The 21,175-nt window shown below is 57.7% G+C and carries 18 protein-coding genes; 17 read left to right on the top strand and 1 reads right to left on the bottom strand.

Annotated elements, in window-relative coordinates; genetic code table 11:
* Positions 1-456: 456 nt before the first annotated feature.
* Positions 457-3,291 (bottom strand): heavy metal translocating P-type ATPase, encoded by a 2,835-nt coding sequence (locus ACKQTC_RS03935; protein ID WP_408977131.1) that lies wholly within the window; start codon positions 3,289-3,291, stop codon positions 457-459.
* 190 nt (positions 3,292-3,481) lie between these two features.
* Here ACKQTC_RS03935 and ACKQTC_RS03940 point away from each other — a divergent pair, with 190 nt between their 5' ends.
* From ACKQTC_RS03940 to rlmD, 17 genes are all read left to right on the top strand, one after another.
* Entirely contained in the window at positions 3,482-4,261 is a 780-nt protein-coding gene (locus ACKQTC_RS03940) for a TrmH family RNA methyltransferase (protein ID WP_408977132.1), read from the top strand.
* Position 4,262: 1 nt separating this feature from the next.
* Positions 4,263-4,646 carry a hypothetical protein gene (locus tag ACKQTC_RS03945; protein ID WP_408977133.1) on the top strand — a complete coding sequence of 128 codons (384 nt, stop codon included), beginning with the start codon at positions 4,263-4,265 and terminating at the stop codon, positions 4,644-4,646.
* 21 nt (positions 4,647-4,667) lie between these two features.
* Complete coding sequence (locus ACKQTC_RS03950; protein ID WP_408977134.1) at positions 4,668-5,078, top strand: hypothetical protein; 411 nt, start codon at positions 4,668-4,670, stop codon at positions 5,076-5,078.
* Positions 5,079-5,169: 91 nt separating this feature from the next.
* Complete coding sequence (gene ade, locus ACKQTC_RS03955) at positions 5,170-6,984, top strand: adenine deaminase (protein ID WP_408977135.1); 1,815 nt, start codon at positions 5,170-5,172, stop codon at positions 6,982-6,984.
* Positions 6,985-7,129: 145 nt separating this feature from the next.
* Positions 7,130-7,441 (top strand): 50S ribosomal protein L21, encoded by a 312-nt coding sequence (gene rplU / locus ACKQTC_RS03960; RefSeq protein ID WP_408977136.1) that lies wholly within the window; start codon positions 7,130-7,132, stop codon positions 7,439-7,441.
* Complete coding sequence (locus ACKQTC_RS03965; RefSeq protein ID WP_408977137.1) at positions 7,441-7,773, top strand: ribosomal-processing cysteine protease Prp; 333 nt, start codon at positions 7,441-7,443, stop codon at positions 7,771-7,773. The genes rplU and ACKQTC_RS03965 overlap by 1 nt, the downstream gene beginning before the upstream one ends.
* Positions 7,774-7,785: 12 nt before the next feature.
* Entirely contained in the window at positions 7,786-8,064 is a 279-nt protein-coding gene (gene rpmA / locus ACKQTC_RS03970; RefSeq protein WP_408977138.1) for a 50S ribosomal protein L27, read from the top strand.
* 66 nt (positions 8,065-8,130) lie between these two features.
* Positions 8,131-9,951: a MutS-related protein gene (locus ACKQTC_RS03975; RefSeq protein WP_408977139.1), complete on the top strand. Its 1,821-nt coding sequence runs from the start codon at positions 8,131-8,133 to the stop codon at positions 9,949-9,951.
* On the top strand, positions 9,941-11,221 hold the full coding sequence (gene obgE, locus ACKQTC_RS03980; protein WP_408977140.1) for a GTPase ObgE: 1,281 nt from the start codon (positions 9,941-9,943) through the stop codon (positions 11,219-11,221). Before ACKQTC_RS03975 ends, obgE begins: the two co-directional genes overlap by 11 nt.
* Positions 11,218-11,769: a hypothetical protein gene (locus tag ACKQTC_RS03985; RefSeq protein WP_408977141.1), complete on the top strand. Its 552-nt coding sequence runs from the start codon at positions 11,218-11,220 to the stop codon at positions 11,767-11,769. Before obgE ends, ACKQTC_RS03985 begins: the two co-directional genes overlap by 4 nt.
* 130 nt (positions 11,770-11,899) lie before the next feature.
* A complete protein-coding gene (locus ACKQTC_RS03990; RefSeq protein ID WP_458295183.1) occupies positions 11,900-12,901 on the top strand; it encodes a PhoH family protein in 1,002 nt (333 codons plus the stop codon).
* Positions 12,867-15,014, top strand: a complete 2,148-nt coding sequence (locus ACKQTC_RS03995) for an HD family phosphohydrolase (protein ID WP_408977143.1) — start codon at positions 12,867-12,869, stop codon at positions 15,012-15,014. Before ACKQTC_RS03990 ends, ACKQTC_RS03995 begins: the two co-directional genes overlap by 35 nt.
* Positions 15,014-15,919, top strand: a complete 906-nt coding sequence (gene ybeY, locus ACKQTC_RS04000; protein ID WP_408977144.1) for an rRNA maturation RNase YbeY — start codon at positions 15,014-15,016, stop codon at positions 15,917-15,919. Before ACKQTC_RS03995 ends, ybeY begins: the two co-directional genes overlap by 1 nt.
* Positions 15,916-16,806 (top strand): GTPase Era, encoded by an 891-nt coding sequence (gene era, locus ACKQTC_RS04005; RefSeq protein WP_408977145.1) that lies wholly within the window; start codon positions 15,916-15,918, stop codon positions 16,804-16,806. Before ybeY ends, era begins: the two co-directional genes overlap by 4 nt.
* 120 nt (positions 16,807-16,926) lie before the next feature.
* Entirely contained in the window at positions 16,927-18,258 is a 1,332-nt protein-coding gene (gene mgtE / locus ACKQTC_RS04010) for a magnesium transporter (protein WP_408977146.1), read from the top strand.
* Positions 18,259-18,318: 60 nt separating this feature from the next.
* Positions 18,319-18,996, top strand: a complete 678-nt coding sequence (locus ACKQTC_RS04015) for a CPBP family intramembrane glutamic endopeptidase (protein WP_408977147.1) — start codon at positions 18,319-18,321, stop codon at positions 18,994-18,996.
* A gap of 50 nt (positions 18,997-19,046) precedes the next feature.
* Complete coding sequence (rlmD, locus tag ACKQTC_RS04020; RefSeq protein ID WP_408977148.1) at positions 19,047-20,369, top strand: 23S rRNA (uracil(1939)-C(5))-methyltransferase RlmD; 1,323 nt, start codon at positions 19,047-19,049, stop codon at positions 20,367-20,369.
* Positions 20,370-21,175: the final 806 nt, after the last annotated feature.

The following is a 21,175-nucleotide window of genomic DNA, read 5'->3' on the forward strand; positions in this document are numbered from 1 at the left end:
TTATTTTCATAACAACCGCTTCGGCGGTTTTTTTATGGGCAAAAGTAGCCAGCCGGCCAAAAAGGGCAGAAAAAAACCTGCCGCTTGTCGCAGCAGGTTGGGGCTAGGCCGGTCAATCCCCCCGGCTTTTATAAATTTGGTAGACCATGTAGTAGAGGCAGAAGACGGCCAGAACGGCCCCAAGGAAGAGCGCAAACAAGACTAAAGTAAGAAACATGCCCATGGTACATCAACCACCTAACAATAAGTTTTGGGTCTTATCCAAGATAAGATTTTTGGCACAAGATGACGGTTCTGCTTAGTTTAAGTATAGCACAGGGTAGCCTTGTTTTTCACCTGGTTTATACTTTTTGATAGCCTTTTTTTTATGCCGGTCACCTGCATCTATAGCTTTAGTAGGACCGGGTCTTTCCCGGTAATAAAAAACCTGCCGCTTGTCGCAGCAGGTTGAGGGCCTTAACCGAATAGGCCTTTCTTTTCGCTGATCCCGGTAACGGTGTAGCCGGCATCGCTGATGACTTTTTTGATGGCTTCATCTTTGACCTCGCCATCATAGCTGATGACCGCTTCTTTCTTTTCCAGGTTGACTTTCACCTTGCTGACGCCATCCAGGCCTTCCAGGGCCTTGCCGGCGGCGGCTTGGCAGTGGGCACAGTGCATGCCGTCAATACCGATGACTTTTTTCATATGCTCGTCTCCTTCTGATGATGGTGCGGGTGCCGGGTCGCTTTCCCCTGCCGGCGCGGCGGGGGAAAGGACCGGGGCCCCTTCCTCTAGGGCTGGGGTGACCGGGTAGCTGCCGGTGAAGGTCCGCAGGCGTAGGCCGTTGGTCACAACAAAGATAGAGGATAAACTCATTGCGGCAGCGGCAAACATTGGATTCAGGTGAATCCCAAGGGGTATATAGAGCAGCCCTGCCGCAATGGGGATACACAAGATGTTATAGAAAAAGGCCCAGAAGAGGTTCTGCTTGATGGTCCGGAGGGTGGCTGCCGAAAGCTCAAAGGCCCGGGCAATATCCAGGAGATCGCTCCGCATGAGAACCACATCCGCCGATTCGATGGCGATATCCGTCCCGGCGCCGATGGCCAGACCGGTATCGGCCCGGGCCAGGGCCGGGGCGTCGTTGATGCCATCGCCGACCATGGCAACCTTTTCCTGCTGGTCTTGGAGGGCCTGGATGGCCTTGTCCTTGTCCTGGGGGAGGACTTCGGCAATGACCTGGTCAATGCCCGTTTCCCGGGCAATGGCATCGGCGGTCAGCCGGGTGTCCCCGGTGAGCATCATGGCCTTGACGCCCAGGTCGTGGAGGGCGGCAACTGCCTGGGCCGATGAGGGCTTGACCGCATCCTGGACCGCCAGCATACCGAGCAGCTGGCTTTCATTGGCCAGGTAGAGGGGGGTCTTGCCTTCCTTGGCCAGGTTTTCGGCCTTTTTATCCGCTCCCCGGCAGTCCACCCGGAGTTCATCCATGAGGGACCGGTTGCCGGCGTAGATTTTTTCGCCGGCAACCCGGGCGCTGACCCCCTGGCCGCTGTGGCTCATAAAGTCCCGGGCGGTCAGGTCAGTGAGGGCCAGCCGGTCGGCGGCCTCGACAATGGCCTTGGCCACCGGGTGTTCGCTGGCGGCCTCCAGGGCATAGGCCTGGCGGAGCAAGAGGGCCTGGCCTTGGCCCTGGAAGGGGATGACATCGGTCAGTTCCGGCCGCCCTTCGGTGATGGTCCCGGTCTTGTCCATGACAACGGTGGTCGTGTAGTGGAGGTTCTCCAGGGCCTCAGCGCTCTTAAAGAGGATGCCCATCCGGGCCCCCTTGCCGGTGCCGACCATAATGGCCACCGGGGTGGCCAGGCCCAGGGCACAGGGGCAGGAGATGACCAGGACGGAAACGGCCGTCGATAGGGCAAATTCAGCCCCGTAGCCCAGGAGCAGCCAGACGGCGGCGGTGACCAGGGCAATGACCATGACCGCCGGGACAAAGATAGCCGACACCCGGTCGGCCAAGCGGGCGATGGGGGCCTTGCCGGCATTGGCATCGGCCACCAGGGCCACAATATGGGCCAGGGTGGTATCGGCCCCCACCCGGGTGACTTCCATCCGCAGGGCCCCGGTGGTATTAATGGTGGCCCCAGTGAGGCTGTCGCCCGGTCCCTTCTCGACCGGGAGGGGCTCGCCGGTTAGGGCGCTTTCGTCAACGGCGGACCGGCCGCTGTGGACCCGGCCGTCGACCGGGATCCGGCCGCCGGGGCGGACTTCTAAGATATCACCCACTTGGACCTGGGCGGTGGGGACGGTGCGGACCTGGCCGCTGGTTGGGTCCACCAGGAAGGCCTCTTCAGGGGCCAATTCCATGAGGCCGGTGATGGCATCGGTGGTCCGGCCCTTGGACCGGGCCTCCAGGTACTTGCCCACGCTGATGAGGGTCACAATCATGGCGGCAGATTCAAAGTAGAGCTGGTGACGGTAGCTATTCACCAGGGCCAGGTCGCCGGTCGCATAGCCCTGGCTGATCCGCCACATGGCAAAGAGACCGTAGAGGAAGGCCGCTGACGCCCCTATGGCCACCAGGCTGTCCATATTGGGCGCCAGGTGGCGGAGGCCCTTAAAGCCGTTGATGAAGAACTTGCGGTTAATGACGAGGACCGGGAGGGTTAAGAGGAGCTGGAGGCCGGCATAGCGGAGGGCCGCCGCCTCCCCGATGAGCCAGTCCGGTAGGGGCAGGCCGACCATGGGCCCCATGCTAACGGTCATCAGGGGGATTAAGAGGACCAGGGATAGGATGATCCGCCGTTTGATGGCTGCCGCCTCCTGGTGCTGGGCGGCCGAAGGGTCCTCGGTCAGGACGGCTTGCCGGTCCGCCGGGCTGGCGGCGTAGCCGGCCTGGTCCACAGCCTGAACGATGGCCTCTGCTGTTGCCGGCGCTTGGTAGGCCACCTCCATGGTCCCGGCCAGGAGGTTGACGGCGACGGCATGGACCCCGTCCAGTCGGTTAACGGCCTTTTCCACATTGGCCTGGCAGGCGGCACAGGTCATGCCGGTGACCTTAAAGACCTGCCCTTGGCCGGTCGAATGGGTCGGGGCCTCCTTATCCGTAATGGTATAGCCGGCTTTTTCGACGGCGGTGGCGATGGCTGCCGGGTCAGCCGGACCGGTAACAGTCATATCGCCGGTCAGGAGGTTCACTTTCACGTCGGTGACATCCGGGACCTGACGGACCCGGCGTTCCACCGTGGCCTGGCAGGCCGCACAGGACATCCCACCGACCTGGAAGCGGTGTTCTTGAGAGGGGGGCATAAGCATCTTCCTTTATATATAATAGAGTAATATAAGTGGCTACATACAAGTTTGAGCCCTCTAACTCCTACTTAACCAAAAGGACCGCCTTTAACACAGGGGACCGGTGGCATGGCCGGGCGAACTATGCTAAAATAACAAGTATAAAAGTAGCGGTATTTTTGCAGCAGACGGTTGAAAGAGGTTATCTATGAAGAAGATTGAGTCGGATAAAAATCAATGGATCAAGCGGATGCATGCCCTGGAAAAGCGGAAGTACCGGCTGGCCTTTGAACAGTTCGTTGCCGAGGGGCGGCGGTTTGTTGAAGAGGCTTTGGCCAGCGGGGCAGCGGTCCATGCCGTTTTAATTGCTGATGGCAGCGAAGATAAATATACGGAACTCTTAAAGGATTACGAGGGGCCCGTTCTCCTGGTCCCTGAACAAATCTTAAACCAGGCCATGGCCACGGTCAATCCCCAGGATATTGCCGCCATTGTCAGCTTCCCGGACTGGAGCGAAACCCCCTGGCCGGATATGCAGACGGTGGTCGTGGTAGACGGCGTCCAGGATCCGGGCAACCTGGGGACCATCATCCGGACCACCATGGCCAGCGGCGCCGATGCCGTCTTCTGCCTCAAGGGGACGGTGGACTTTACCAACCGGAAGGTCCTCCGGGCCACCATGGGGACGATTTTCTCCCTCCCGGTCTATATGATTGAGGACGTGGAGGAGGTCATCCATGTCCTGCGGAAGTATGGCTTCCACTTTGTGGTGGCCGATGCCGACGGGGTCCCCTATGATGAGGCCGACCTGCCCGATAAGATTGCCCTTATTCTGGGCAATGAAGGCAATGGCCCGGAACAGATCGAAGAATACGACCAGGTCATCTCCATTCCCCTGGAACGGGGCGTTGAATCCCTGAATGTGGCCGTCGCCGGCGGCATTTTAATGTACCATATCCGGTCCTTGCGCCGGCAGAAGGAGGGCTAAGATGGAAGCAGAAGCAAAGGCGGGTTTTTTACGCACCCTCTTTGAGGGGGCCGGGACTGGGCTCTACCTGGTCTGGCTCCTCTTGTACGCCGCTCTGGTCCAGGGCCTGCTGGAAGACTTTTCCGGCGGGACCGCCCTGCTCCTCCTGGTGATTTTAACCACCGTGCAAATCATGGCCTCCCTCCTCTACCAGGGGGGCGTTCGCCGCCGGCTCAGCTGGGTCTGGATGGTCAGCACCGGCCTGCAGACGGTCTACCTGGTCTATCTTTGGATTACCGTAGCCACCGGTTTTGGTCAGGGCCTATTTTGCCTTTATACCATTGCTGTGAATGCCCTGCTCTTCATTCCGGCAGGGTGGTTTGCCCGGCAAAAGGATGTTTTTTAATTAATTAGGAGGATGAATGATATGGAAAACAGGTTGCCCGGCAGCACAGGCCGTCAGCTTGGTCTGGAGCTTCTCTTTTTACTCTTGTTTTGCATTTGGTCCGGGGCTTACTTTTACCAGCAAATGACCGGGATTGCTATTTTTTATGAAATGACAGATTTTATCACCTTTATGCTGATGGCAGGGGTCTATGGCTTTTTTTCCCTCTTTCTCTTGGATTTTGCCCGGACCTGGCTTTATTATCCCTGGGGGGCCATTAACTTTTGCCTCCTGGCTTTCGCTGTTTACCGGCTGGTGGCCATGCTTGACCAAGGGCTCTTCTGCCTGGTCTTAAATGTGGTCCTGGTCCTGGTGCCGGCAGTTCTTTTCGGCATCATGTGCTTTCACTTAAGCCGGCGGGAGCGGCTGGCGGCTAAGGTATATCTGAGCTAAAAAAGGAGCACCGCCTTGGCGGTGCTTTTCACTTGGACGATAATGGAAAATCCCTGGACTGGTCAGGTAAGGCCGGAGTAGGAGGAAGATCATGTATAACAATCAAGCAACCAAACCCTTAAGCGAGATGACCAGGGACCTGGTCCAGGTGGCCCTCGGCCAAAGGCCGGCCGACCTGATCATTCAGAACTGCCGGTTGGTCAATGTTCTCACCCGGGAGATTTTACCGGGGACGGATGTGGCTGTCTTTGGCGGCCGCATTGCCCTGGTGGGCGATGCATCGGCCTGCATTGGCGACGGGACGAGGGTTTTTGACGCAGCAGGCAAGTACCTGACCCCGGGCTTTTTAGACGGTCACATCCACGTGGAAAGCTCCATGATGACGGTGGGCAACTATGCCCGGAGCGTCGTCCCCCGGGGCACCACCGGGATTTATATGGACCCCCACGAGATCGCCAATGTCCTCGGCGTAGCCGGCATTGAAATGATGCTGGCCGATGCCGCCGGGACCCCTCTCCGGACCATGCTGACCGTCCCCTCCTGTGTGCCGGCCGTACCGGGTTTTGAAGATACCGGGGCCGTCATCGATGCGGCCGATGTCCAGGCCCTGATGGCGGCGCCCCAGACGGTGGGCCTGGGTGAAATGATGAACTTTCCCGGGATTTTAGCCGGGGAGGACAATGCCCATGCAGAAGTGGCCGCCACCCTGGCCGCCGGCAAGGTGGTGACCGGCCATTATTCGGTGCCGGATACCGGCAGTGGCCTGAATGCCTACATTGCAGCCGGCGTCCGCTGCTGCCACGAGTCCAACCGGGCTGAGGACGCCATCGCTAAAATGCGGCTGGGTATGTATGCCCAGCTCCGAGAAGGGTCGGCCTGGCATGACCTGGCAGAGGTGAGCCGGGCCCTGACCGAGCGGACGGTCGATAGCCGCCTGGCCAACCTGATCTCTGACGACACCCACCCCCATACCCTGGTCGCAGATGGCCACCTGGACCACATCGTCCGCAAGGCGGTGGCCTATGGGATTCCCATCTTAGAAGCCCTCCAGATGGTGACCATCAATGTGGCAACCTGCTTCCGGATGGACCATGAACTGGGGTCTATCGCCCCGGGCAAGCTGGCTGACATGGTCCTCTTTGATAACCTGGAAGACCTGGTCGCTGAAAGGGTTTGGATTGGCGGCCAAGCAGTGGCCGAAGGGGGGCAGCTGACAGCTGACATCGCCCCCTACCGGTACCCGGACCAGGCCTACCGGTCCATCCAGCTGGACCCCTTGGCCGATACCAGCCCCTTCCGCATTCCTTCGGCCGCCGAGGAGACCACAGAGGTCCGGGCCATCCGGATTGTGCCGGAAAGGGTCTTTAATGAAGAAGTCCACCTGACCCTGCCCGTCCGGGACGGGGCCATTGAAGCCGACCCGGACCAGGACGTCCTCAAGGCCGCCGTCTTTGACCGACACACCGGGAGCGGGACCGTCGGTCAGGGCTTTGTCCAGGGCTTTGGCATCCGCCGGGGGGCCATGGCCTCCACAGTCGCCCATGATGCCCATAACCTCTTGGTCCTGGGCGCCAGTGACGATGACATGCGCCTGGCGGCCAATACCCTAATCGAATCCGGCGGCGGCATGTGTATCGTTGCCGATGGCCAGGTCCTGGGCCATGTGGCCCTGCCCATTGCCGGCCTCATGTGTGACCGGCCTGCCGCAGATATTGCCGCCGATGTGGCCGCCATGGAGGCCCAATGGCAGGCCCTGGGCGCAGACATGGCCTCACCCTTTATGACCATGGCCCTCATTTCCCTGGCCTGCCTGCCTGACTTACGGCTGACCAACCGGGGCCTGGTGGACTGCCACCGCTTTGCCTTCGTCCCCCTGGAAACGGCGGAAGACGACCGGTTCAATTAACACTAAAAAGTCTTGACAGGCCCCGGGTTATTCATTATAATATTACTCTGAGTGTAGATGTCTCTCGTCTCACTCCAACCGCATGTTTCAGGTTTTCAAGCCTAGCACCTGCGACAGCGAGTCTATAACCCAGGGAGGTGTATATATGTACGCTATTATTGAAACCGGTGGTAAGCAGTATAAGGTTGAAGAAGGCCAGGAACTGGTCATCGAAAAACTGGCTGCTGAAGCTGACGAAACCGTTACCGTAGACAAGGTTTTATTGGTCAATAAGGACGGGGCCATCACTGTTGGCAAGCCCTTCGTTGAAGGCGCTAAAGTAAGCCTGAAAGTGGTTGAAAACGGCAAAGCCCGTAAAATCACCGTCTTTAAGTATAAGCCTAAAAAGAACTATCGCCGTAAAAAAGGCCATCGTCAACCCTTTAGCCGGGTGGTCGTCGAATCCATCGTTGGCTAATGATTCGGATTGACTTGGTCCGGGGGACTAACGGTTGGTGTGGGTACACGGTCCAGGGCCATGCAGGCCTGGATGACTACGGCAAGGATATCCTTTGCGCAGCTGTATCCGCCCTGACCATTGCAACAGCCAATGGCCTGTCCGCCCAAGGTGTAGCCTTGGCGGAGTGCTCAGCGGAAGCTGACCGCATTTGCCTGCGCTTAGCGGATGACTTGTCTCCGGATGCCCAGGTCAAGGCACAGGCTATTTTAGAAACCTATGTGCTGGCTGTTGAGGCCCTTAATGAAGACTACGATGATGCATTCATACAGATACATCGGACAAACCGGTGAGGAGGTGGATTCATGCTTAAGATGAACTTACAATTTTTCGCTTCTAAAAAAGGGGTAGGGAGCACCAAGAACGGTCGTGACTCTCACTCCAAACGCCTCGGCGCCAAACGGGCCGACGGTCAGTTCGTGAAAGCGGGAAATATTATTTACCGTCAACGCGGAACCAAAATCCATCCTGGTATTAACGTAGGCAGAGGTGGCGATGATACGCTCTTCGCTACTGCCGACGGGGTGGTACGTTTTGAACGTAAAGGTAAAAGCAAAACTCAAGTCAGCGTTTATGCGGGCTAATTGCTTTGGTAAGAGGGGTGGCCATGCGGTCATCCCTCTTTTTCATCATTAGGAAAAGAGGTGCCCATGACTGGACAAGACATAAAAAACCGGCAAGCGGCCAATGAAAAACAGCGCCGTGACCTGGATGCGACCCTAAACCGCCTGAGTCACCTGCGCCTTATAACGGCCATCTTACTGGTACTGGGCCTGGTGGCCTACCTGCGCCAGGACCTCCTGGTCGGTGCCGGTCTGGCCGGGATCATGCTGGTGGCCTTTGTTGCCCTGGTTTACCGCTTTGGCAAGATCCAAAAGGAAATCGCCGGCCTCTCCCGGGTCAGCGGGGTCCTCAAGCGGTATGAGGACCGGCTGGTAGACGCCTGGCAGGACCTGCCCGAAACCGGTGACCAATACAAAAGTAAGGATAATACCCTCAGCACAGACCTGGATATCTTCGGTAAGGGGTCTCTTTTCCAATACCTGTCCGTGACCCACTCGGCCAGCGGCAGCGACGCCCTGGCCCGGCTTTTGACCAAGCCGGACCTCAACCATATCGCTGATCGGCAGGCCTCGGTCCGGGAGCTCCTGGCTGACGATGACTGGGCCATCCGCTTTGAGGCCCTGGCTTATGAGCCCAAGGCGACCAAGCGAAACCGGGAAAAGGCCGCCGAGCAAAAGCTCAAGGCCTATGCCCGGGGAGAAAATGTAGAAACCATCGACCAGGCCAACCTCATTGGCCTGGGCCTGCCCCTGGCCCTTGTGGTAACCATCGGCATGGCCCTGGCCGGGCTGGTGTCTTATCTGATCCCCCTGGCTGTTTTCTTTATGCAAATGGCCCTGGCCATTACCCTGGCCGGCCCGGTTAATAAATACAAGGAGACCGTCCTGGTCTTCCAAACCCGGCTGGAAGGGCTCAACGAACGCTTTCAAATGCTCTTGGACAGCCCCTTTGAAAGCGCCTACCTCCGGCAAATGAAGGCGGACCTGGCCCAGGCCCCGGAAGGGGTTGCGGCCTTAAACCGCCTGGTGGGCCTTTGGAATCTCCGGGAAAACTTCCTACTCTACTTCTTGCTTTGCGGCTGCCTGGCCTGGGACTTTAATATGATTGCCCGAATTGACCGCTGGCGCCGGCAATACGGCGAAAACTTCGTCCGCTGGCTGGACTGGGTCGGGGAAGTCGAGGCTCTATCCAGCCTCTGCACCGTCGGTCGGCTCCGGCCCAATGCCGGCCAGGCAGAAATTTTGGAGACGGATGTCCCCAGCCTGGAAATGACCGCTGCGACCCACCCCCTCCTGGCCCCGGCCACTGCCGTGGCCAATGACTACCGCCAGAGCGGGGAGACCACCATCATCACCGGGAGTAATATGAGCGGGAAAAGTACCTTTATGCGGACCATTGGCCTCAATGCTGTCCTGGCCTATGCCGGCGGCTATGTCTGTGCCGACCGCTTTGCCATTAGCCCCATGCGGATCTTTACCTCCATGCGGGTGACCGACGATGTCGGTGAAGGGATTTCTACCTTTTACGGGGAAATCCTCCGCATTAAGAAGATGGCTGACTATGCCGGCCAGCGTCGACCCATGCTGGTCCTGATTGATGAAATCTTCAAGGGAACCAACTCAGCCGACCGGATCATCGGCGCTGAGGCGGCCATAAAAAAACTCTCTCAACCCTGGATAATGACCCTGGTCACCACCCACGACTTTGAGCTCTGTGACCTGGTGGAAGACGCCGGGGTCAATGGCCGGAATATGCACTTCCAAGAGCATTATGAAGGCGACCAAATCCGTTTTGACTACACCATTCGCCCGGGCCGCTGCCAGACCACCAACGCCAAACACCTCATGCGGATGGCCGGTTTGTTGGATGCCCAGGATGCCAAGGGAGCTGATCAAGATGTTTTATGATTATGCAAAAGTAAATGTCCAGGGGGGCAATGGCGGCAATGGCATTGTTGCCTTCCGTCGCGAGAAATACGTCCCCAAGGGCGGCCCGGCCGGCGGTGACGGCGGCGATGGCGGGTCCATTATCCTCCGGGCTGATGAGGGGCTCCGCACCCTCATCGACTTCCGCTACCAGACCCACTACAAGGGGGAGCGGGGCCTGCACGGCCAAGGGTCCAAGCAGCACGGCAAGGGCGGTAAGGATATCATCCTCCGGGTCCCGGTCGGAACCCTGGTCAGGGATGCAGCCAATAACCGGCTCCTGGCCGACCTCCGGGTCCAGGGTCAGGAAGTGGTCGTAGCCAAGGGCGGCCGGGGCGGCCGGGGCAATGCCCGCTTTGTCAACTCCATCCACCGGGCCCCGGCCTATGCCGAAAATGGCGAACCGGGCGAGGAACGCTGGATTACCCTGGAATTAAAACTCCTGGCCGATGTAGGCCTGGTGGGCTTTCCCAATGTGGGCAAGTCCACCCTCATTGCTCAGGTATCGGCTGCCCGGCCCAAGATTGCCAACTACCCCTTCACCACCCTGGAACCGAACCTAGGGGTTGTCCGGGTAGATGCCGCCCACAGCTTTGTCCTGGCCGATGTACCGGGCCTGGTCAGCGGCGCAGCAGAAGGGGCCGGGCTGGGTCACCGCTTCCTCCGTCATGTAGAACGGTGCCGGGTCTTGGTCCATGTGGTGGATGCCTCGGGGCTGGAAGGCCGGGACCCGGTTGAGGACATCCGGGCCATCCAGCATGAACTGGAAGCCTATGCCCCCAAGCTGGCCCGGAAAAAGGCAGTGATCTTTGCCAATAAGACCGACCTTTTATCCGAGGAAGATAAGGCCGCTGTCCTTTCAGCCATTGAAGCAGCCTTCCCGGACCTGCCCCTCTTTGCCGGGTCGGCAGCGACCGGTGAAGGCAGCCAGGCCCTGGTCTACGCCTTAAAGGACCTCCTGGAGGCCCTCCCTCCGGTCAGCGAAGAAGAAGAGGAAGAAGCAGCACCGGTCATCCCGGAACCGGCCCAACGCCCCTTCTGGGTGGAAGCCCACGAGGGCAATGTCTGGGCTGTGGTCGGGCCGGAAATTGACGGCCTGGTCCAGCGGACCCAATTCGAACGGGATGAAGGGGTCGAACGGTTCATGGGGATCCTTGACGGGATGGGGGTAGAAAAGGCCCTCCGTAAGGCCGGTATCCAAGAAGGGGATACGGTCATCATCGGCCCCATGGAATTCGACTACTTTGAATGATGAGCCCGACCGGGATCCTTCTCTTGCGCTTGGCCGTCCTGGCCTTTGCCCTGGTCAACCGACTGGTCCTGTGGAAGAGCCAGAGCCGGCTTGTGCCTTACCTGGCCGCTGTTGCCCTTATGCTCGGTGACGGCCTGGTGGTGGCCTGGCTGACCATGCCACCGGGGCCGGACCTTAGGCGGGTGACCATCTGGCTCTTTGCCGTCGCCGGCCTGGCCCTGGCCGCTCACTATGCCCTGGAAACGACCTACTACTGGGTCCGGGGCTTTCGCTGGGGCAAGGTCGATTATGACGCCATGGCCAAGGCCTTTACCATCATTTTACAAAAGGCCGGGCGGTCGCCGGCAGACCTCCGCTTTTTCCCAAATGGGGTCCTGGCCATCCGCCGGGTGGACCAGAGGCTCCTGGGGGCCCTGGAGGAGGCCCTGACCGATATGGACAGGCCTGACGACCGCTGGCTCCTGGGTGTCCTGCTGGCCGGCTTTGTCTTCCTTTCTTTACTGGCCCTTATCACAGGATTGGCCTATCTTTTACCCATCTCATATTAGACTGCCTCGGTCGACCGGGGCAGTTTTCATTTTTTTAGCGGGGCTAACCTTTGGGCATATTATAGCTGGATTTTAGCCCTCCTTTCGTTTACAATGCAAGAAGAGTGAATGCTTGAAAGGAGACATGATTTTGGCAGTTATCCGAGAGACTGTACAATTAGATAATGACCGCACCGCCCAGGCTCTTTTTGGGCCCCAAGACCGCTACCTGGCTATCTTGGAAGAAGGCATTGATGCCCAGGTCGTGGCCCGGGGCACCGAAGTGACCCTTATTGGGGAAGAAGCCGCTGTCCGGCGGGGCAAGGCCATCCTGGCCCACCTGGTCAAGCTCATCGATAGCCGGGAAATCACCGAAAGCGATGTCCGCTATGCCTTTGCCATGCAGGCCCAAGGCCGGTCGGAAAAGGAAGTGGCCGGGCTCAAGGAGACCCTCCTCATCACCGCCCACGGCAAGCACATCCGACCCAAGACCATCGGCCAAGGGGTGTATATCCAACAAATCAAGGACCATACCATCACCTTCGGCATTGGCCCGGCCGGGACCGGGAAGACCTACCTGGCTGTGGTCATGGCTGTCCGCGCCCTGAAACGGCGAGAAGTCAGCCGGATTGTCCTGACCCGGCCGGCAGTTGAAGCCGGGGAAAAATTGGGCTTTTTGCCCGGTGACCTCCAGGACAAGGTCGACCCCTACCTCCGGCCCCTCTATGACGGCCTCTACGATACCCTGGGCCAGGAAGTGGCCCAGCGCTACCTGGACAAGGGGATTATTGAAATTGCCCCCTTGGCCTACATGCGGGGCCGGACCTTAGATGACAGTTTTATTATTCTCGATGAAGCCCAAAATGCGACCAAAGAGCAGATGAAGATGTTCTTAACCCGGATTGGCTTTGGCTCCCGGGCTGTGGTTACCGGGGACGTGACCCAAATTGACCTCCCCCGGACCAGCGCCTCCGGCCTGGTATCAGCTAAGGCCATCTTAGACGGGATTGAAGAAATCGCCTTTTCCTTTTTAGAGGCGGAAGACGTTGTGCGCCACCCGGTGGTGGCTAAAATCATCCGGGCCTATGAGCGCGACAGTGCAAAAAAGGAGCAAGTCCATGACCCAGTCTTCAACCAAAATCACTTGGCGTGACAGGCTGAAAACTTTTTCAACAGGTTTCAAACTAGCTATTGTAAGCAGTTTCATCCTCCTGTGGGCCCTGTTTTTCTGGCACCTCCTGCCTGACCAGGCCTCCTGGGAGGTGGGCGGGGTGGCCGAACAGGATGTCCACGCCGACCGGTCGGTGACCTATGAAGACAAGGAGGCCACCCGCCTGAAGGAAAAAGAGGCCCTGAAGGGCTTTGAAGAGGTCTACACCCTTAGCTTGGTGCGCTTTAACCAAATCAGCCTGGCGACCATTGACAACAACTTTGATGACCTGATGCGGATTATCGTCCAGCGCAAGGGCAGCAGCAAGGAAGGGGCCGCCGCGCCGGACCTGACCGAAGCAGACCAGAAAAAGGCCCTGGCAGAAGGCCTGGGCTTAAATCTTAGCGATACAGAAGTTAATGAATTGCTTAAGTATGATGAAGCCGCCCTGACCAGCCTGCACAAGAACATCGTCGCAGTTATGAGCGAGATCATGGGGGCCGGGGTCCGGGAGGACCAGGTGGGCGCCGCCCGCAAGCAGATTTTACAGAGCCTGGCCGGGGCCCCGGCCCTATCCGACCTGGATAAAAAGGTAGCGACTCAGCTCCTAACCCATGTGACCCTCTACCCGACCCAGGTCTATGACCAGCGGGCCACCCAGGCCAAAAAGGAGGACATCCTCAAGCAGGTGGAACCGGTCTGGCAGACCGTCCAAAAGGGCCAGCTCATTATTAGCCGGGGGGAAGTGATCACCGCCAGCCACTACGATGCCATGACTGCCCTGGGCTATACCACCGACCGGTCACCGGTTGGGATTGGACTGGGCATTGCCCTTTTACTCCTGGCTGTCTATGTGGCCCTGATCCGCTACCTTTTACGGTACTACCAGGCAGAGGACTTTGCCAAGCGGCTCAGGCTCAGCCTCTTAATTATTTTTATCAATTTCCTCCTCTTCATCCTGGCCTCTGCCATCCGGATCGGGGATAGTGACATGGCCCTGCGCCAGGTCTACTTCCTGGCCCCGGTGGCCACCGGCGTCCTCCTGGCGGCAGTTCTCATGGAAACCCGGGAAGCCCTGGCCATTTTAGCAGTGACAACCTTCTTATATGGCATGTACACCCAGGATGCCCTGGCCACCCTGGCCACCGTCATCGCCGGCCTGGTGGCGGTATCCCAGGTACGGCACCTGCAAAGACGGCTGGACCTGGGCCGGGCCGCAGTGGCCATTGGCCTGAGCCTGACGGTTCTGGCCCTGGGCCATGGGGCCTTCTGGGAGCTGAGTTTCCCGATTATCGCCCTGGCCATTGCCTTTTCCTTTGCCAATGGGGTTGCGGTGGTCATCATTACCCTGGGGATCCTCCCCTATATTGAATCGGCCTTTGACATGACCACCTCCATTAGCCTCTTGGAGCTGGGGGACCAGAGCAATACCCTCCTCAAGCGGCTCATGGTCGAGGCCCCGGGCACCTACCACCATTCCATGATGGTGGCCAACCTGGCTGAAGCCGCCGCCGATGCCATTGGTGCGGATGCCCTTTTGGCCCGGATTGGCGGCTATTACCACGATATTGGTAAGTTGCGCCGGCCGGTTTTCTTCTCGGAAAACCAGTTTGGCCAGAAGAACCCCCACGAAAAAATTTCCCCGGTCCTGTCGACCCTGATCATCACCGCCCACGTCAAAGACGGGGTGGCCATGGCCCGGGAAGCCCACCTGCCGGCCTCGGTAGTGGACCTCATTGCCCAGCACCATGGGAATACAGTCATCCGCTACTTCTATATGGAGGCTAAAAAACAGGACGAGGACCTCCAGGAAGATGACTTCCGCTACCCCCAGAAAAAGCCCCAGTCCCGGGAGGCGGCGGTCCTCATGTTGGCCGATAGCGTAGAAGCAGCCGTTCGCAGCGCCGCCGGTAAGCTGTCCGCCGGGCAAATCGAGGGCTTTGTCCATAAAATCATCCAACAAAAGCTGGCCGATGGCCAATTTGACGAATGTCCCCTGACCTACCGGGACTTAAACGAGGTAGGCGATGTCTTTAGCCGGATGCTCTGCGGCATTTACCACAAGCGGATTGAGTACCCGGATAGCAAAGAACTGAAGGAAGGAGGACAGGCCTAATGGCAATCATCCGAACCGCCGAAATCAAGACCAGCCTGCCCGCGCACTGGCAGGCCCTGGAAGATGCCATCTGGGCAGCCTATGTCGCCCGGGAAGGCCTTCCGGCTGATGGCGAACTGGACCTGACCCTGGTCGATGATGCGACCATCCAGGCGGTTAACCGGGACCACCGGCAGATTGATCAAGCGACAGATGTGCTCAGTTTTCCCATGTATGAGGACCGGGACGACCTGGCTGAGGACCTGGCCGCCGGTTTGCCCATTATCCTTGGGGATATCATGATATCCATCCCTACCGCCCGGCGGCAGGCCGAGGCCTATGGTCACTCCTTTAAGCGGGAGCTGGCCTACCTCCTGGTCCATGGCCTCCTCCATGTGGCCGGTTACGACCATATGACCGCAGCCGATAAAAAGGCCATGCGGATTGCCGAAGAAGCCATCCTGGCCCAGGTTGGCGTCCCCAGGGATACAGCCCCCTCCAAGGTCAAGACCCCGGTAGAGGATGAGGCCAGGGAGAGGTTGGTTGAGGCTGCCCGAAAGGCCCGGGAAGGGGCCTATGCTCCCTATTCCAACTACCGGGTCGGGGCCGCCCTCTTGGCCAGTGATGGCCGGATTTTTACCGGGGCCAATGTAGAAAACGCCAGCTACGGTGCCACCTGCTGTGCAGAACGGACCGCCCTTTTTGCAGCGGTGACCCAAGACGCCCGGGACTTTACCGCCCTGGCGGTGGCCACCGCTGGCGAGGCCCCGGCACCCCCCTGCGGGATTTGCCGCCAGGCCCTGGCCGAGTTTGCCCCCAACCTGACCCTCTACCTGGTGGGCCGGGACCGGGCCGACCTCCAGGAGACCAACCTGGCGGACCTCTTCCCCCAAGCCTTTAGCCTATCCCCAAAGGAGAAGTCATGAAAAGCGGATTTATTTCTATTATCGGCCGGCCCAATGCCGGCAAAAGCACCCTCCTGAATGAAATCCTTGACCGCAAGGTGGCCATTACCAGTGACAAGCCCCAAACCACCCGGGTCCGGATCACCGGCATCTACACAGATGAAGACGCCCAAATGGTCTTCATTGACACCCCCGGCATCCATAAGCCTAAGCACAAGCTGGGGAGCGTCATGGTGGATGTGGCCAAGGAAAGCATTTACGACGGTGATGTGGTATACTATATGGTGGACGCCTCCGTTCCCTTTGGCGGTGGCGAAGCCTATATCCTCAAGGCCCTGGAAAAGGTGGATATTCCGGTTTTCCTTCTCTTGAATAAAACCGATACCATGACCCGCGAACAGGTCCTGCAGACCATTGTCCAGTGGACCGAAAGACGGCCCTTTGCAGAAGTCTTTCCCCTGTCAGCCCTGACCGGGGATAATGTCCAGTCCCTCTTGGATGTCACCAAGGGTTATCTGGCGGACGGGGCTCCCTTTTACCCGATTGATGAAATCACCGACCAACCGGAAAAGGTCCTCATGGCCGAGCTCATCCGGGAGAAAATCCTCCGCCTGACCAATGAGGAAGTTCCCCACAGCGTGGCCGTGATGATTGAAAGGATGGAGCGCCGGGAGACAGACGGTAAACTGGTCGTCTACGCCCTAATCTATGTTGAGCGGTCCTCGCAGAAGCGGATCCTCATCGGCAAGCAGGGGCGGATGATGAAAAAAATCGGCATCCAGGCCCGGCGGGACATAGAGCACCTGCTGGATGAGGAAATTGACCTCAAGCTCTGGGTCAAGGTCAAAGAAGCCTGGCGCAACCACGACATGACCCTGAGAGACCTAGGCTTGGACCAACGTTTTTAATTTTATTTTTATTGCCGGAAAGGCTTTAGGAGGTGAATTGATGTATGTCAAACGACGATGGCAGACCGCGAGCGCAAGTGTTGTTGTATAGTCGGAAAAAAAGCATAAGGGAGGTCATCAATGATCACATATATCGATTTGCCGACCAACGAAGATGAAGAAACCCGCCTGCGGGAGTACCTGGAAGACGTCCAGCCGGAAGATATTGCAGAATACGTGTCCGGCCTGGAAGACCGGGAAGAACAAATTGCCTTAATCAAGTTCCTGGAACCGGAAGACGCCGCTATTGTCTTCTTTGAACTGGACGACTTCTCCCTGGTTTCCGATGTGCTCCTGTCCCTGCCCCGCTGGCAGGCCATGGCCATTGCTACAGAAATCCCCAATGACGATGCAGCCGACTTATTGGCCGATATGCCGGACAAGGCCCGGGGCCGGGTCCTGGCCCTCTTTGATGATGAGGCCCGGGCGGATATTATCGAACTTTTAGGCTACGAAGCCGACACCGCCGGCGGTTTGATGACCACCGAATTCGTTGTCGTGCCGGCCTTTGTTACGGCCCAGAAGGCCATCGAAATGATGCGGGCCTTTGCCCCGGATGCAGAAACCATCTACTACGTTTACGTCATTGACGGCAATAGCCACCTGGTCGGGATCCTGTCCCTCCGGGAACTGATTATCGCCGGTCCGGAAACGGCCATTGCCGATATTATGCAAACCAATGTCATGAGCGTGAACGTCCAGGATGACCAGGAAGAAATCGCCGACTTAATGACCAAGTACAACTTCCTGGCAGTCCCCGTTGTTGACGATGAAGAGCACATCATCGGGATTATCACCGTCGACGACATCGTCGACGTTATCCATGAAGAGGCCACCGAAGACATCTACCGGATGGCCGGTATCAACGAGTCTGAAGATGATGAAGAACCTAGCGTCAAGGGGGCCTACCTGGCCCGGATGCCCTGGCTCCTCATTACCATCTTTGGGGAATTGGGGAGTGGGATTGTCTTATCCGGCTTCCAGGCCCGGCTGGAACAGGTTGTGGCCCTGGCTATCTTTATCCCCCTCCTGACCGGGGTGGCCGGGAATGTCGGCACCCAGTCCTCCACGGTTACCGTCCGTGGCCTGGCCATGGGGACCCTGGAAAGCGGCCACGCCTTGCGGATTATCCTCAGGGAGACCACCATCGGCCTGGCCCTGGGGGTGTCTGTCGGCCTCATCGTCGGCGGCATCGGGTCTTTTTGGCAGTTTCCGGCCCTGGGCCTGGCTGTCGGCCTGACCCTGGTCTTGAATAACCTCATGGCCTCCTTTATGGGGACCCTGGTGCCCTTGACCTTTAAGCGGATCAATGTCGACCCGGCTGTCGCCTCGGCCCCTTTTATTACCACGGTGGTAGACATCACCGGCCTTTTAAACTATACGCTCATTGCAGCTGCTATTTTAAATATCTAAGACAGGTGCGCCTGTCTTTTTTTGCTTTTAGGCGCCTGGCGACAGGCATGAGGAGAAAGAATGGATAAAAAGCTTTCAGGAAAATGGATAGAAGCCCTATGTATACTAGCCCTAACCTATGTCTTGGTCTTTGCCCTGGCGGTGATTTTAGCCGGGCCCCTCGGCCTGGCCGACACGCCCTTATTTTTAATCACCACCTTTATCCAGCAGGGGATCCTGCTGGGGCTGGTGGCCTTTATGCTGCGTCGGTCCGGTCGGCACTGGGCGGATATCGGTCTCCGGCCTATTTCTGCCCGGAGCGCCATGCGGAGCATTGCCGCCGGCGGCCTGATTTTAATCGTCATGGCCGGCTTTATTCAGGTCATTAACCTTTTCTTACCGGAGGGCCTGCCGGCCCAGAATGTGGAAGTCTTCTTTCATATGGCCAGCCCCAAGGTGGCTTTTGCCATATCTTTTCTGCTCATGGTGGTGGCGGCCCCCCTTGTGGAAGAAATATTTTTCCGGGGTTACCTTTACCAGGCCTTTGCCGCTCGGTTGAGCCCCCAGGCGGCTATGCTGGTGACCAGCCTCATTTTTGGCCTGGTTCATGGGGACATCTACCGGCTCCTGCCCCTGGCCGTCGGTGGGTATTTCTTAAACCTGGTTGCCGTCCGGGAAAAGACCATCCTGGCCTCTATGTTCGCCCATGCCACCTGGAATGCCATCATGCTTTTGGTGGCCTTTGGCAGCTTATCCTAGGCCGGAGTGGGCCATGATGTATTGTTCGTAATCATTTGGGAGGAAAGAGAATGGAATTGGCAAGTGAAGCAAGCATCCGGATCACCGGCATCAGCCATGATGGGGAAGGCGTTGGCCGCCTCGATGACGGCCGGGTGGTCTTTGTCGCCGGGGCCTTACCCGGCGAGACAGTGGCCATAGAAAATATTCAAAAAGAGAAAAAACGCCTGGTGGCCAGCCTGAAAGCCATCCACCAGGCCCATCCGGAAAGGGTCCAGCCGCCCTGCCCGGTCTACGACCGCTGCGGCGGCTGCCAGCTCCAACACGCCTCCGCCGGCCTCCAGGGGGACCTCAAGACCCTACAAGTCCGGGATGCCGTCAGCCGGATTGGTCACCTGGATACCCCGGTCCTGCCGACCCTGACCATGGCCAATCCCTGGCGCTACCGGAACAAGGGTATCTTCCATGTGAATGAAGCCAGCGGCCAAGCCCGGCTGGGCTTTTACAGCGCCCGGAGCCACGACTTCGTCCCGGCCAGCGGCTGCCTGCTCTTTTCCAACCAGGTCAATACCCTGCTGGAAGACCTGGAAGAGCGGATCACCGCCACCGGCCGGGCCGGCCATATCCGCAAGGTCATGGTCCGGGAAAGCAAGGCCACTGGCGACCTCATGCTGGCCTTCATTACCGAAGACCAGGCCTTCCGTCTGCCCAAGCTCGTCGAGGGCCTGATTGCCGACTACCCGGCCCTGACCTCTGTCTGGCACAATGTCCTGACCAACCCTCGCCTGGCCACCGGCCGGGCTTGGCACCACCTGGCCGGTCGGGAAAACATCCAAGACGCCATCGGCCACCTGACCGTCAGCCTGTCCCCGGCCTCCTTTTTCCAGGTAAATAACCTCCAGGCCCAGGTCCTCTATGATGAAGTCCGGGCCCGGGCTGGACTGACCGGCCAGGACCATATCCTGGACCTCTACGGCGGCATCGGAACCATCGGTCTCTACCTGGCTGACCGGGCTGGCCGGCTCACCGGTGTCGAATCCGTCGGCGAAGCCAGCCGAGACGCCAAGGCCAACGCCCAAGCCCTGGGCCTTACCAATACCCACTTCGTCACCGCCAAAGCCGAAGCCTGGCTCCCCCGCTACCTCAAAGACCAGTCCCGGCCCGACCTCACCATCGTCGACCCCCCGCGCAAGGGCCTGGACCCCCGCCTGGTTGATACCCTCATCCAAGCCGCCATCCCCCGGATGATCTACGTCTCCTGTAACCCCGCCACCTTAGCCCGCGACCTCAAAAGCTTCCAAGCCCAAGGCTACCAGCCCGGCCCCATCCAACCCGTGGACCTCTTTTCCCAGACAGCCCATGTGGAGTGTGTCGTATTGATAACAAGGAAATAGAAGGAGCAGGAGGAAAGATTATGGCGATTGCAAATATTAAAGTTACATTGTTGTGTCCCACTGAAGAAGTATGGAACAAACCGTCATAATATATTTTAGCGAGCGAAAGTAGCCGAGGTACTTCTCCTTAAAGCGGCGAAATCGAGTCTTTTTTGTCATCAATTAGTTTGTTAAGGTTTGTTCAATAGATGTGACAGCGTAAATTTTAAAACATGACATAAAAGGATAACTCCAGCAAACACTTGAATCAAAAACGGAGAAATACTTGAAAAATCAACAGAACAAAGCACATAAGAATCAGGTTTTCTGGCATTCGCTGAATGTCGGGAAAGCTCATTTTTTTGTAGATGTTGACTTCTAAAGAGACAGTTTGGTACTATAAATGTAACCAAAGACGAGGACGGTTGGGTTAAGATTCCTGCTGTTATCTTTGCACGATGAAAGACTGGTGAATGGGTTGAAAAGAGCGTACATGTTGTATGGTTCAAGTTTTGTTTATTTTGCCTTATTGGTGGTCATGTTTTTCCTTGAAATACCTAACTGGATACCAGCTCTTCTAGGCCTAGGGATATTTATTCATATTACGATGGAATACCTTAAGATAAAGGTATACAGACACTTCAGGGGAAGTGCCGTTTTTGATTTTATAATCAGTGCCTGTATAGCTGGAGCGGTGCTATTTGTCTTAAGTGTCTTGCAAACTTATCTAATCGGATATGATACGACGAATGCATTAAATAATAAAGTTTTTAAGTTGTACTGTACCTTGAGTCTATTTGTTGTGAATACTTTATTGGTTAACTATC

It is taken from the genome of Peptococcus simiae, assembly GCF_046097595.1.
GTDB classification, from domain to species: domain Bacteria; phylum Bacillota; class Peptococcia; order Peptococcales; family Peptococcaceae; genus Peptococcus; species Peptococcus simiae.